A 14124-nucleotide genomic window follows, 5' to 3' on the forward strand; every position below is an offset into this window, starting at 1 on the left:
ATCGATTAGTGATGCTATGAACACAAATTAAATGACATTATTTAAATGAAAGGTATCTATCGTGGAAGGTATTATTTATGCACTAGTTCCTATGTTCGCATGGGGATTGATCGGATTTACATCAAATAAGATTGGTGGAACAGCCAATCAACAGACATTGGGGTTAACAATCGGAGCTCTTTTATTTGCGCTCGTTTCTTGGATTATCGTTAGACCAGAAATGACATGGACACTCTGGATTGTTGGCATTATCGGAGGATTGCTCTGGTCAGCCGGACAAAATGGTCAGTTCCATGCTATGAAATATATGGGGGTTTCAGTTGCTCAACCTCTATCAAGCGGTTCACAGTTGTTACTAGGAAGTTTGGTTGGCGCACTTGTCTTTCATGAATGGACTAAACCCATTCAATTTTTGCTTGGTTTGTCAGCGCTTCTTATTCTTTTGGTTGGATTCTATTTTTCCAGTCGTCAGGATAAGACAGAATCTATTGCAGGTGTTGCCGAGAGAGACTTTCCGAAAGGGTTCAGAGCCCTCTCTTATTCAACACTTGGCTATGTTTCTTATGCTGTTTTATTTAATAACATCATGAAATTTGATGCCCTTTCAGTGCTATTACCAATGGCGGTTGGAATGTTTCTAGGAGCTATCTTCTTTATGAAGGGTAACATCGCTTTTGAACCGGTCGTTTTGAAAAATGCTGCTGTTGGATTACTTTGGGGAACAGGGAATATTTTTATGCTTCTGGCGGCTGCCAAGGCAGGACTTGCGATTGCTTTTAGTTTTTCTCAACTTGGAGCGGTTATTTCGATTGTCGCTGGCATTCTTTTCTTGGGAGAAAAGAAAACTAAAAAAGAGCTCCAATGGATTCTTATTGGAACCATTTTATTTGTTATCGGGGCTATCCTTCTAGGAATTGTCAAATCATATTAAAAAAATCAGGTTCTGTTTAGGAGCCTGATTTTATAGTACCTTGATCAATGGTAAAAACAGTCATGTTTTCTGGCACCTGTTGCAGGTGTTCCAAACTTGTTGTTGTGATGAATGTTTGAACATTTTCCTTCAAAACAGCTTCTAGTAATTTAGCTTGACGGTGATTGTCAAGTTCACTCATGACATCGTCAAGTAGAAGAATAGGGTAGTCTCCAGTAGATTGCTTGATCAGTTCAATTTCAGCCATTTTTAGTGATAAAATCAGGCTTCGGTGTTGCCCTTGACTACCAAAGCTAGCATTCATGTCATTGATGAAAAAGGACATGTCATCTCGATGTGGACCAAGACTAGTATTTTTTTTGAAAATATCACGCCGATGTTGGTTTGTCAGTTGTTGTAAATAATCTTGACGCAAAGTTGACACATCTGTAAATCTTATGGAAGAGTTATAAGCAATCTTAAGTCTTTCAGTTTCTTCTGAAATAGTTGCATGATGTTTATTAGCTTCTACTTCTAGGTCTTTAATAAAGTGATGCCTATGAATCATGACACGACTACCAAAATCGGCTAATTGTTCATCTAATACAGAGAGAAACGTGGTATCAACGGTCTCTGTATTTTTTAAATAAGCATTACGTTGCTTTAAGACATGATTGTACTGACTTAGATCTGACAAATAAATGGTTTTTATCTGTCCTAAATCAATATCTAAAAATTTTCGCCTTAAACTAGGTGATCCCTTAATCAGTTGTAAATCTTCAGGAGCGAACAAGACAACTGTTAAGTTTCCAATGTAGTCTGACAAGCGATTTTGTTTTAAATGATTAACTTTTGTAATGCGTCCTTTATCCGAAAGATGAATTTCTAATGGAACTTTACCATTTTGCTTATGAACGATACCTGAAAGGTGAAGTTTGTCATGGTTAAAAGCAATTAATTCTTTATCGGATCGCGTACGATGACTGCGTGTCAAGGATAAAAAATAAATGGCTTCTAAGAAATTTGTCTTACCTTGAGCATTTCGGCCAATAAAGACGTTTAGATTTTTAGAAAAGTTGGCTGAGATATCTTGATAATTTCGATAATGGTTGAGAGTAATGCTTTCAATCCACATGGTTTACATCCCAGGAAAGCGTACAGGTTTTTTAGGTTGTTTTCCAGTCTGCGTCTTTGTGTTATCTTGTCTCGTTGGTTTTTGCTTGTCCTTATTCATTTTTTTTACTAAGTCAGCTACTCTTTTTTTCTCTGCTAAATCAAGTTGGTGTTGCTCAAGCTCTTTTTCATTGGGCTGGATCAGTGTGATAGTAATCCCTTCCTTAGGAAGTTCAACCTTATCACCAAGACGTAATTTTTTACCACGGCGTTTCTCATCTTCGCCATTAAATAAAACAGTATTATTAGCTAAATAGCCTTTGATAGCACCTCCGCTTTGGATAATGCCAGTTTCTTTTAAAAGGGCTTGCAAGGTAATATAATCATCGAATAGTTTATAATCCATCGGTCTCTCCATATCTTATTTGAAGCCATTATACCATAAAAAATGGTATAATTTATGGAACTACTCTTTCTTAAAGGAGCTTACATGGAAATTGTCAAAGGTGTCAACCTACATCTCATAAAAAATGAATCTTTAAAAACAGTCCAAGTAAAATGTCGCTTTAGTGGTTATTTGGATAAGAAAAATGTGGCTAGGAGAGTTTTAGTTGCTCAAATGCTAGAGACTGCCAGTAAAGCTTATCCAACTAATCGTGACCTTAGAAAAAAACTGGCTAGCCTTTACGGAGCTAGTCTGTCAACTAATGTTGTCACAAAAGGGTATACACACTGTGTTGATATTGATGCTTCTGTCATTAGCGATGCCTATAGTTTTGAGTCCCAGTCTTTGCTAGAAGAGTTATTAGAAGTATTTAAGGAAATTTTGTTTAATCCTTTGATAACAACGGAGCAGTACCAACCAGCTAGTTTTGAATTGGAAAAACAAAATATTATGGCAGCTATTGATACCGAAAAAGAAGATTTGTTTCACCTAGCTGATCAAGAACTTAAAAGACAATTTTTCGATGATTCCTGTCAAGCTTTGTCAACTTTGACAACCAAAGAGCTCTTGAATAAAGAAAATTCCTTTACAGCTTATCAAGAGTTCCAGCGTATGTTGCAACATGATCAAATTGACATTTTTATAGTTGGTGATTTTGATGATTATAATGTGATTAAAGCACTACATCAATTTCCATTCAAAGAGCGCCAGTTAGATTTATCTCTAATCTATAAGCAAGACTATACCAATGTCATTTCGGAGTATTTGGAAATCAAAGATAGTAAGCAGAGTGTTTTAACCATTGGTTATCATATGCCTTTCACTTATGGGGATAAAGGGCTGGCTTCCGTTGCCGTTTATAATGCATTATTGGGTGAGTTACCCACTTCTAAATTATTTGTTAATGTTAGGGAGAAGAAGGGATTAGCTTACGCCATAGGCAGTCATTATGATTCATTTTCGCAATTGTTTACTATCTATGCTGGTATTCAGAAAGTTAATAAGTCTTTAGCTTTAAGGCTTATTTTAAAACAGACGAAAGAATTACGTTTAGGCAAGTTTACAAACACTGAAATCGAGCAGGCTAAAGTTGTTTTAAAAAATCAACTATTAGCTGCACAAGATTATCCGAAGCAGGCCATTGAGTTAGCCTATCATGGGCATTATTTCAATAGAGATAATTCAATTGACAACCTGTTGACAGAGATTGACAATGTTAGTAAAGAATCCATTGTTGATGTTGCTAAAAGATTGAAACTACAAGCAGTGTATACTCTAGAAGGGAGTGCTTAGGATTGCAGAAAGAGAGTCACGAATATCCTGATTTAAAAGTGTTTGTCCATAAAGTGAAACTTGATTGTGGATTGAAGTTAGTTTTGATACCTCGTCCTAATTTCAACGAAAAGCAAGTTATGATAACAACCAATTTTGGTTCTACTGGCAGTTCCATTGAAACGACTAATGGTCAAGTTGATTATCCCTTTGGTGTAGCCCATTTTTTAGAGCATAAAATTTTTGAGATGGGCGATGGTAAGGATGCTTTGGAGGATTTTACAACACTTGGAGCAGAGGCCAATGCCTTTACAACCTATCAGCAAACAGTCTATTACTTTTCAACCGTCAACGATATTGATGAGGGAATCAAAAAACTCATTACTTTGGTTAGAGAATGGCATATGACAGAGGAGAGCGTTGACGAAGAACGTCCTATTATCCAGAATGAAATAGTGATGTATGAAGATGATAGTGACTATCAAATGAATAAGGCACTTTTAGCTAATCTCTATCCCAATACCCCCTTGAGTGAGGATATTGCAGGAAATAGCCAGACAGTTGAACAGATTAGTTTAGCCAATTTGACATCAGCACATGATTATTTTTATCAATTAGACCAGTTAACCATGGTTGTCGTGGGTGATTTTGATGTTGACGGAATCGTCAATGAGGTTGACAATTTTGTCAACGCAGATACAAGCAAAAAAGAAGTCATGATATCGCCTCTTCAAATCAGTCCCATTATTAAATCAAGTCGTTTTTCTATGGATGTCACGCAGCCTAAATTAGGATTAGGTTTTAGGGTCGTAGATGACTTATCAGGGATGTCTTTGAGTTACTACAAGTTAGGATTGAGACTGTTTTTAGCGATGTTGTTTGGCTGGACATCTGAAACTTATCAGAATTGGTATGACAATGGTTTAATTGACTATTCTTTTGACTTTCATCTTGAAGTCACTTCACAATTCAAATTCGTAACCATTACCTTTGATACAGATCAGCCGATTGCTATGACTGGAAAAGTCAAGAAACTGTTTAAAACCTTTGCTCATCATACTGATTTTTCAGAAGAACACTTGACACTGTTGAAAAAAGAAATGTACGGTGATTTTATTAATTCCCTAGATTCGATTGATCAATTGGCAAATCAAGTGAGCCTATTCTTGGCAGATGGTGCAGATTATCTCGATACTGGAGAGCTCATTCGTCAGATTTCTTTATCAGATGTGCAACTGATAGCCGAGCACTTTGTATCACATATGGAAGTAACCACAGTCACTATTTTTCCAAAATAAGTCATGGGAAAATACTAGATTTTTTGATATACTAAAGATTAACTAGATGGATTAGAAATGAGGGGATGTCAAATGATAAGAAAATCAGTTGGAATGCAGTTAAGAGATGGTCGCGAATCAAAGCATTATAGCCTTGATGATCTTGAATCTCTAACTGGTATTAAATCCTCTTATCTCCTATCCATGGAGATGGATCAATTTTCACTTTTACCAAGTAAATCTTATGAGATTTCCTACATCAAAAAGTATGCTGAAGTGGTAGATTTAGACCATGAGAGTCTTCTTCGCGATTACCATATTGCAGTGGCTGAAAAACAAGAGCGAGCGGCGTCTCGTCAAGAAGAAGTGATTGAATTGGATAAGGATTCGGAGTCTTATAGTCGAGCTCAAGCTGGACAGCATGGTACCAGTCATCGTCAGACAGCAAAAACGGATAAAAAGAACCTGCTTTTTCTAATCCTCTCTCTTTTAGTTCTATTAGTTTTGTTAGCTGGTTTATTCTTTGTTTTTTGGAATCGTCGTTTGAAAGATTCCAACCTTGAAACGGCTAGGTCTTCTCAGATAAGTTCAGCAAGTTCTTCAAGTAGTAGCAGTGAATCTTCAACAAGTTCTTCAAGTGAGTCGCCGAGCCTAGCTGTGACGCCGTCGGTTGATGGTGTTAATCTAGCTGCTCATCTATCTCAGGCAAGCAAACCTGTTGATCTCGTCTTTTCATTGACTGAAGGGGCTGCTGATCATTGGTTCGCTGTATCGAATTCAAACTATGAGTCAGGGGCAACGCTCAGTCAAGAAACGCCTACAATTCGTGTAGCATTGTCTGAAGATACTAGTGAAACACTGATAACGCTTGGAAATACTTCTGGTATTAAGGTCACTGTGAATGGGCAGGAACTTGATTTATCGTCCTTATTAGCTGACACAACTGGCTATATTACATTAACGATTGAGTAAGGTATAATGACAAAAAAAGAAAATATCCCTAATTTATTAACTGTAGTTCGCATTTTTATGATTCCCCTCTTTTTGCTATTAACGTCAGTTTCTAGTAGTCTTTTTGGTCATATTGTTGCTGCTATCATTTTTGCAGTGGCAAGTTTCACGGACTATCTAGATGGTTACTTGGCTCGTAAGTGGCAGGTTGTTACCAACTTTGGTAAATTCGCTGATCCCTTGGCTGATAAGATGCTTGTTATGAGTGCCTTTATCATGCTTGTTGGTTTGGAAATGGCGCCAGCCTGGGTTACAGCAGTGATTATCTGTCGTGAACTGGCTGTCACAGGACTTCGTTTGCTCTTGGTTGAAACTGGTGGTAAAGTGTTGGCAGCAGCTATGCCAGGTAAGATTAAAACAGTAACACAGATGCTAGCGGTTATCTTGCTGCTCTGTCATTTGCATGTCTTAGGAACAGTAATGCTTTATGTAGCCTTGTTCTTCACTATTTATTCAGGATATGATTACTTCAAAGGTGCTAGTTTCTTGTTTAAAGACACCTTCAAATAATGGGCAGATTTATGATTGAGGTTTCAAATTTATTTTTTAAATACCAGGAAGAACAGGAAACTTATACTTTAAAAGATGTATCGTTTCACGTGAAACCTGGAGAGTGGTTATCTATTGTCGGACATAACGGTTCAGGAAAATCGACAACAGCTCGGTTGCTTGATGGTCTTTTATTGGCAGAATCAGGTCACATTACGATTAATGGCAGAGTATTAACCGAAGAAAATGTCTGGGAAATTCGTCAAGATATTGGCATGGTTTTTCAAAATCCTGATAACCAATTTGTTGGTGCCACCGTTGAGGATGATGTTGCCTTTGGTCTCGAGAACAAGGGAGTTAGCCATTCAGAAATGACTGATAGGGTTTCAGAGGCTTTGGCTTTAGTTGGAATGACGTCATTTAAAACACGCGAACCGGCCAGACTATCAGGTGGACAGAAACAGCGCGTGGCTATTGCAGGTGCCCTTGCAACAAGACCTAAAATTTTAATTTTTGATGAATCAACTAGTATGCTAGATCCAGATGGTCGCCAAGAACTACTAGGTACGATTCAAAAGATTCGCCAACAGTTTGACATGACTATCATCTCAATTACTCATGATTTGGATGAAGTAGCGCTTAGCGACCGTGTTATTGTCATGAAATCAGGTGAGATTGAGTCTATCTCAACCCCCAGAGAGCTTTTTTCTAGGGGAAAAGATTTGGTAGCGCTTGGTTTGGATTTACCATTTACTGTTCGTCTGCAGGAATCTCTGCGGGAATTAGGATGGCAGCCAAAAGAATATAGAACAGAAACAGAATTGGAAGATGACTTATGGGAATTTCTCTCAAAAATGTAAGTTATACCTATCAAGCTGGGACACCCTTTGAAGGGCGTGCCCTTTTTGATATTGATGTGACGATTGAAAAAGGTTCTTATACGGCATTTATTGGGCATACTGGCTCAGGAAAATCAACGATTATGCAGCTTTTAAATGGCTTAAATATTCCGACTGAAGGAACGGTTTATGTTGATGATTTTGAGATCGCTTCATCTGCTAAACCCAAGGACATCAAATCAATCAGACAAAAGGTTGGTCTTGTTTTTCAATTTCCTGAAAGTCAGTTGTTTGATGAGACAGTACTAAAAGATGTGGCTTTTGGACCACAAAATTTTGGAATTTCTGCGGAAGAAGCAGAAGAGCGCGCTCGTCAAACCTTGAAGCAAGTAGGTATTTCTGAGGATTTATTTCATCAAAATCCTTTTGACTTATCAGGTGGACAGATGCGTCGTGTTGCCATTGCAGGAATTTTGGCTATGGACCCAGAAATCCTTGTTTTAGATGAGCCGACAGCAGGTCTTGATCCTAGAGGTCGAAAAGAGTTAATGACCTTGTTTAAGGAGTTACATGACTCAGGTATGACGATTGTTTTGGTGACACATTTGATGGATGATGTTGCTAATTATGCTAATTATGTTTATCTGTTGGAAAAAGGGCAGATTGCAGCACATGGAAAACCTGTTGATCTTTTCCAAGACGTTGCTTTTTTAGAAAAGAAACAAGTTGGCGTGCCTAAAATTACAAAGTTTGCTTATCAGTTGCAGCAAAGAGGTTTAGCATTATCAGAATTACCGATTACGATAGAACAATTTAAGGAGGCATTTAAGCGTGGATAAGTTGATATTAGGACGTTACATCCCTGGTGATTCTCTTGTTCATCGTTTGGATCCTCGTAGCAAGCTAATGGCAATGATGTTGTTTATTATTGTCGTTTTTTGGGCCAATAATGTGGTGACTAATGTGATTATGTTGGTATTTACCTTAGTTGCGATTGTTCTGTCTAAAATTCCTATAAAGTTTTTCATCAACGGTGTTAAGCCGATGATTGGTATCATTTTATTTACAACCTTGTTTCAAGTTTTCTTTACGACACAAGGAAATCCTTTATTTGCTTTTTGGATTTTTAAAATTACTGATTTTGGGTTGGCTCAGGCATTGCTAATTTTTATGAGATTTGTTTTAATCATTCTGATGTCAACGATACTTACATTGACGACAATGCCTTTGAGCTTGGCAGATGCTGTGGAATCACTTTTGAAACCTTTGCGCATTTTCAAAGTACCGGCTCATGAAATTGGGCTAATGCTATCGCTTAGTTTACGTTTTGTTCCTACTTTGATGGATGATACGACAAGAATCATGAATGCACAAAGAGCACGTGGAGTCGACTTTGGAGAAGGTAATTTGATGCAGAAAGTTAAGACGATTATTCCTATACTCATACCTTTGTTTGCTTCCAGTTTTAAACGGGCTGATGCTTTGGCTACAGCCATGGAATCTCGTGGTTATCAAGGAGGAGAAGGCCGGACAAAATACCGTCAACTCAAGTGGCAATTGTCCGATAGTTTAACCATGCTGGCCTTCGTACTTCTTGGGATTACGCTATTTATTCTCAAAACAAATAGTTAAGCATAGAAAATCTATTGAGTCTTCAAGGCTCAATTTTTTTGTGTTTAAAACTTTCTTGTTATCTAGTTAACCTCTTTTTAAAGTAATCGTAATCTTTAGGGTGTATTCTGGTAGAGATCCTGTAAAGGGTTAAGCAAGTCATACGTTTACAGGACATTTACGCGACAAGGGGAGTCAAATATGCCAAATCAGAGAAAAGTCGATGCATCAGCTTTACCAGGATTGGAACGTTTGGGAACACTTTCAGATTCTTAGTTTGTCAATGAAGTTTTAGAGATTGTCAAGTTAAGTGACGTTTTATCAGGTATTCTTGGCAACCATCAAAAAGGTAGTCATACTTTGACTAAAGTCAATCGTATCAATGAGATCAAACGTATTAAAGTCAGACAGGTTTTGAAATTATTTCAGATTAATTCGAAAAAAGAAACTAGCGTGTCAACCATTTTTTCTTTTTAACTCAAAAAAAGCAAGCTGCTAAGAAAGAAATTGCCCAAAAGAGTCAAGGGAAAGTTAATGGCCAATGCGATGATTGTTCCTAATTAGCACTTTCTTATCTAAATGGTGATTGGTTACCATAACATTACGAGAGAGTTGTTGACAATCAGGTTAAAGAATTTCACGGGTCTTGGGCGGCAGCGATCGAGTTCAGGAAGACTAATGGCTAGTATTAAGATAAAAAGCTTATTTTTGCTCAATTTTTCGCCTTTCTTTATCAATTTAAAAACTGACTGACACATTTGTCATATAACTATTACTATTAAGTAATAAAAGAAGAGTATGATAAATAAGGATTATTTTAAGAAAGAGATAGATTGTTATGACAAGAAAAACATTATGGAAAGAGAATAGAATGAAGAAATCAGGTTTATTATTTATGTTGGCTATCTTAGCTTGTGGAGCTATTTTAGTGGCAACAGGTATGTTTAGTTCAAACAGTTATTTTTCGAAAGCTGAGTCTGAAGAGGTAAAAGCTAGTTCAACTGATCAATCTAAGGCGCCAAGTTCATCTTCTAGTGACGTCAAAGACTCGTCGTCACAACCCTCAAGTACTTCGGACAAACCAAGTACATCAAGTACAGAAGAGAGTGCCACTCAGCCCGATGCTTCAATTACAGAAGTTGCTGAAGTAGCGACTCCAGAAGAAACAACGGTTGCTGCCGCTAGTCAAGAGTCAGTGGCGACGAAAGCAACTTATAATACTCAAGTAGCAACAGGCGTTCCGGCTCAGACCCAAATGACACAGCAACATGTTGCACCGTCAGGACGTGTCTTATCAAATGGAAATACTGCCGGTAGAGATGGGGCTTATGCAGCAGCTCAGATGGCAGCAGCAACAGGTGTTGACCAAGCCACTTGGGAACACATCATTGCTCGTGAATCAAATGGCCAAGTTGGCGCTCGCAATGCCTCAGGTGCCTCTGGTCTTTTCCAAACCATGCCAGGATGGGGTTCAACAGCAACCGTACAAGATCAAATCAATTCTGCGATTAATGCTTATAATGCCCAAGGCCTATCAGCTTGGGGTTACTAAATTAAAAAGAAGTTGACACCCTCGTCAACTTCTTTTTAAATATTCTGCTTGCTTAGTAAAAAGGTTTGTAATAGAAATGTCTTCTATCTTGCCATCCTTGAATATTAAAGTTGCAACGAATGGCATTAATTTTTTAATGTCTTGAAAGTTGTCAAAGCTAAACTGCTTATCATAATAGTTGATGATTGTTGAGATGGCTGTCCCGTGGGATGAAATGAGCAGAGTCTTTTCTTTCTTATCAAGAATTTTCTGTAGTTCTTGGATTGTCCTATCTTGTACCTGTTGTAGACTTTCGCCACTGGCTAATTGATAACTAAAATCTTGCCATTGACGTTTAGCAAAATCATTAAAGTCATCGATCCAAATATTATCAATTTTACGCTCTTTAAAGTTTTCTGTTATTTGGATAAGTAACTTTTTTTCTTCAGCTAGTTCAGTTATGGTTTGAATGGCACGTTTAAAGGGACTGGAATAGATGCTATCTATGGTAATGGAGTTAAAGTAATCCAGCAAAAGTTGACAATCTTGTAAACCTTTTGGTGTTAACTCTCTGTCTTCATCGTTATGATTGTTGTAGTTAGGTTCAGCATGTCGAACAAGATAAACCGTTTGCTTCATCTAGATACCTCCAAAAATTTCTTGGGCATAACGTTTGCCAGTTGGTGTAGCAGCTAGCCCACCTTCGGCAGTTTCTTTGAAGGCTGTCGGCATGGTCTTACCGACTTGATACATAGCATCAACAACTTCATCAACAGGAATTTTTGACTCAATACCAGCTAGAGCCATATCGGCTGCTACTAGGGCGAAACTAGCTCCCATAGCATTACGCTTGACACATGGAACTTCAACCAAACCTGCAACGGGATCACAAACTAGTCCTAGAAGATTTTTTATGACAAAGGCGATGGCCTGACTGGCTTGGTAAGCACTACCGCCAGCAGCCATTGTGATAGCCGCAGCTCCCATGGCCGCAGCTGATCCAACCTCTGCTTGACAACCACCTTCTGCTCCGGAGATGGAAGCATTATTGGCAATAACTAATCCAAAGGCACCTGCTGTAAAAAGGAAGTCAAGTTGCTCTTCTCGAGTCAACTTTAATTTTTCAATTGCTGTTGAAATGATTGCTGGAATACAACCAGCGCTACCAGCTGTCGGAGTAGCACAGACTAGTCCCATTTTGGCATTTTGTTCATTGACTGCAATAGCATTTCGGGCAGCGGTCAGGATAGTAGATTCAGATAAAGTATTGCCAGCTTGGATGTAGTGGTGCAGTTTCAGAGCATCACCACCTGTCAATCCACTAACAGACTTATCATCATTCAGCCCATCTTTTACAGAAGCTAGCATGACGTCTAAATTACGGGACATGATGAAGCGAATTTCATCTGCTTGACGACCTGTCAAGCTAGTTTCAGTGGCAACCATTAAATCTGCTACTGACCCCTTGTAGTTTTCTTCTGCCTGTTGAACTAATTCTTCGATCGAGTAGAACATATATGGCCTCCTTACCCAAAGTAATTGACATTATAGAGATGTGGAATGTTCTCAATAGCCTTGACAGCTTCTTGACAGTCTCTTGAGTCTACTTCAATGATCATAATGGCTTTTTGACCTGCATTCTCACGTGTCACATTCATTTGAGCGATGTTGATATTGTAATCTGATAAGATATCTGTTACTCTCGCAATCATGCCAGGGATATCTTGATGGACAACGATAATCGTTGGTGTGTTCATCTGCAAGGTTACCGCAAAACCATTTAATTCGGTGACTTCAATATTACCACCACCAATTGAAATACCAGTTAGGCTCATACTACTGCCGTCAGCATCTTTAACTTCGATTTTAACGGTATTTGGATGCGGCGCATCGCCTTCTTTCAAGATTTCCCAGTAGATACGAATGCCTTTTTCATGAGCTATTTCCAGAGAATTTTTAATATCAGGATTGTCTGTATCCATTCCCATTATCCCAGCAACAAGAGCACGGTCTGTACCATGGCCCCGATAAGTTTTGGCAAATGAATTGTAGAGGTGAAAAGTGACTTCCGTAGGTTCTTTCCCAAAAATGGAGTGGATGAGTCGTCCAATTCGTACAGCGCCTGCGGTATGACTACTCGATGGACCAATCATAACAGGGCCAATAATATCAAAAACAGATTGAAATTTTAAGGGTTTCATGCCATTCTCCTAAGATTAAACGTTGTGTCTATTATAACAAATAAAGCGTTTTAAAAATAGAGGATTTTCAGCAAGTTGTCAGCTTTTGGAAATCTATCAAAATCGTGTTATAATGTAGTCTGCCTTTGGGCTTCAAAATCGACCTTCAAATCGACTTTTGAAAACGACGACCTTCAAATCGTGCGTTAAAAAACGAAAAGATGGGAGACTTATCATATGATTGATAATTCAAAGACTCGTGTCGTTGTCGGCATGAGTGGAGGAGTTGACTCCTCAGTCACAGCTCTTATGCTTAAAGAGCAAGGTTATGACGTTGTTGGTGTCTTCATGAAAAACTGGGATGATACTGACGAATTTGGTGTCTGTACAGCGACAGAAGACTACAAGGATGTTGCAGCGGTGGCTGATCAGATTGGGATACCTTACTACTCAGTTAATTTTGAAAAAGAGTATTGGGATCGTGTGTTTGAGTATTTCTTGGCAGAATATCGTGCAGGACGCACTCCTAATCCAGACGTCATGTGTAATAAAGAGATTAAATTCAAGGCTTTCTTAGATTATGCTATGAGCCTTGGGGCTGATTACGTCGCAACTGGGCATTATGCACAGGTTTCCCGTGACGAAGATGGGACTGTCCACATGCTTCGTGGGGCAGATAACGGTAAGGATCAAACCTATTTCCTAAGTCAATTATCACAAGAACAATTGCAAAAAACCATGTTTCCACTTGGTCATTTGCAAAAGTCTGAAGTACGTGAAATTGCTGAGCGAGCAGGACTTGCAACAGCTAAGAAAAAAGACTCAACGGGAATTTGTTTTATTGGTGAGAAGAATTTCAAAGAATTTCTCAGCCAATACCTTCCAGCTCAAAAAGGTCGCATGATGACAGTTGATGGTCGTGATATGGGAGAACACGCTGGCTTGATGTATTATACCATCGGTCAACGTGGCGGACTTGGTATCGGTGGCCAACAAGGTGGCGACAATGAGCCTTGGTTTGTTGTTGGAAAAGATTTGTCAAAAAATATTCTCTATGTTGGACAAGGCTTTTACCATGAGTCACTTATGTCAACCTCACTTGACGCTTCAACCATACACTTTACACGTGAGATGCCAGAAGAGTTCACGTTAGAATGCACAGCCAAGTTCCGTTACCGTCAACCAGATAGTAAAGTAACTGTCAAGGTTAAGGGCGACAAGGCAGAAGTTATCTTTGCTGAACCTCAGCGTGCTATCACACCAGGACAAGCTGTTGTTTTCTATGACGGTGATGAGTGTCTTGGTGGTGGCATTATCGATCAAGCTTACAAAGATGGTGTCGCTTGTCAGTATATCTAAGGTAGTATGAGGAAAGTTTTCTTATGCCTTGAATCCTTAGGAGTTATTTGATAAACTAAATTCAGTAATATCATGAAAGTCAAAGCT

At 38.6% G+C, this 14124-nt stretch carries 15 protein-coding genes; 10 read left to right on the forward strand and 5 right to left on the reverse strand.

Annotated elements, in window-relative coordinates; translation table 11 throughout:
* The first annotated feature begins 61 nt into the window (after positions 1-61).
* Entirely contained in the window at positions 62-931 is an 870-nt protein-coding gene (locus A2G56_RS07370; protein WP_062710917.1) for a GRP family sugar transporter, read from the forward strand.
* Between the two features lie 16 nt (positions 932-947).
* On the opposite strand, the gene recF is transcribed toward A2G56_RS07370, so the two are convergent.
* On the reverse strand, positions 948-2045 hold the full coding sequence (gene recF, locus A2G56_RS07375) for a DNA replication/repair protein RecF (RefSeq protein WP_062710922.1): 1098 nt from the start codon (positions 2043-2045) through the stop codon (positions 948-950).
* 3 nt (positions 2046-2048) lie between these two features.
* Positions 2049-2429, reverse strand: coding sequence for a S4 domain-containing protein YaaA (yaaA, locus tag A2G56_RS07380; RefSeq protein WP_062710925.1), 381 nt, complete (start codon positions 2427-2429; stop codon positions 2049-2051).
* Positions 2430-2513: 84 nt separating this feature from the next.
* On the opposite strand from yaaA, the gene yfmF reads away from it, so the two are divergent.
* From yfmF to A2G56_RS07420, 8 genes are all read left to right on the forward strand, one after another.
* Positions 2514-3761, forward strand: a complete 1248-nt coding sequence (yfmF, locus tag A2G56_RS07385; protein WP_062710928.1) for an EF-P 5-aminopentanol modification-associated protein YfmF — start codon at positions 2514-2516, stop codon at positions 3759-3761.
* A gap of 53 nt (positions 3762-3814) precedes the next feature.
* Entirely contained in the window at positions 3815-5038 is a 1224-nt protein-coding gene (gene yfmH / locus A2G56_RS07390) for an EF-P 5-aminopentanol modification-associated protein YfmH (protein WP_418080416.1), read from the forward strand.
* 72 nt (positions 5039-5110) lie between these two features.
* Positions 5111-5989, forward strand: coding sequence for a helix-turn-helix domain-containing protein (locus tag A2G56_RS07395; RefSeq protein WP_062710935.1), 879 nt, complete (start codon positions 5111-5113; stop codon positions 5987-5989).
* A gap of 6 nt (positions 5990-5995) precedes the next feature.
* Positions 5996-6538, forward strand: coding sequence for a CDP-diacylglycerol--glycerol-3-phosphate 3-phosphatidyltransferase (pgsA, locus tag A2G56_RS07400; protein WP_062710939.1), 543 nt, complete (start codon positions 5996-5998; stop codon positions 6536-6538).
* Between the two features lie 11 nt (positions 6539-6549).
* Positions 6550-7377: an energy-coupling factor ABC transporter ATP-binding protein gene (locus A2G56_RS07405; protein WP_062712523.1), complete on the forward strand. Its 828-nt coding sequence runs from the start codon at positions 6550-6552 to the stop codon at positions 7375-7377.
* Positions 7353-8195, forward strand: coding sequence for an energy-coupling factor transporter ATPase (locus A2G56_RS07410; protein ID WP_062710942.1), 843 nt, complete (start codon positions 7353-7355; stop codon positions 8193-8195). The genes A2G56_RS07405 and A2G56_RS07410 overlap by 25 nt, the downstream gene beginning before the upstream one ends.
* Positions 8188-8988 (forward strand): energy-coupling factor transporter transmembrane component T family protein, encoded by an 801-nt coding sequence (locus tag A2G56_RS07415; protein WP_062710945.1) that lies wholly within the window; start codon positions 8188-8190, stop codon positions 8986-8988. The genes A2G56_RS07410 and A2G56_RS07415 overlap by 8 nt, the downstream gene beginning before the upstream one ends.
* A gap of 817 nt (positions 8989-9805) precedes the next feature.
* Positions 9806-10519, forward strand: a complete 714-nt coding sequence (locus tag A2G56_RS07420) for a lysozyme family protein (RefSeq protein ID WP_062710948.1) — start codon at positions 9806-9808, stop codon at positions 10517-10519.
* A gap of 24 nt (positions 10520-10543) precedes the next feature.
* Here the strand turns inward: A2G56_RS07420 and A2G56_RS07425 are convergent, their stop codons facing one another.
* From A2G56_RS07425 to sdaAB, 3 genes are read right to left on the reverse strand one after another with little or no spacing between them, the layout of a single operon-like run.
* Complete coding sequence (locus A2G56_RS07425; protein WP_062710951.1) at positions 10544-11137, reverse strand: histidine phosphatase family protein; 594 nt, start codon at positions 11135-11137, stop codon at positions 10544-10546.
* The gene (gene sdaAA, locus A2G56_RS07430; RefSeq protein WP_062710953.1) at positions 11138-12013 is read right to left on the reverse strand and encodes an L-serine ammonia-lyase, iron-sulfur-dependent, subunit alpha; all 876 of its coding nucleotides are present in this window, start codon (positions 12011-12013) and stop codon (positions 11138-11140) included.
* 11 nt (positions 12014-12024) lie between these two features.
* Positions 12025-12699 (reverse strand): L-serine ammonia-lyase, iron-sulfur-dependent subunit beta, encoded by a 675-nt coding sequence (sdaAB, locus tag A2G56_RS07435; protein ID WP_062710956.1) that lies wholly within the window; start codon positions 12697-12699, stop codon positions 12025-12027.
* A 216-nt stretch (positions 12700-12915) separates the two neighbouring features.
* On the opposite strand from sdaAB, the gene mnmA reads away from it, so the two are divergent.
* Positions 12916-14037 carry a tRNA 2-thiouridine(34) synthase MnmA gene (mnmA, locus tag A2G56_RS07440; protein WP_062710961.1) on the forward strand — a complete coding sequence of 374 codons (1122 nt, stop codon included), beginning with the start codon at positions 12916-12918 and terminating at the stop codon, positions 14035-14037.
* Positions 14038-14124 lie beyond the last annotated feature (87 nt).

The organism is Streptococcus halotolerans (assembly GCF_001598035.1).
Lineage (GTDB): Bacteria > Bacillota > Bacilli > Lactobacillales > Streptococcaceae > Streptococcus > Streptococcus halotolerans.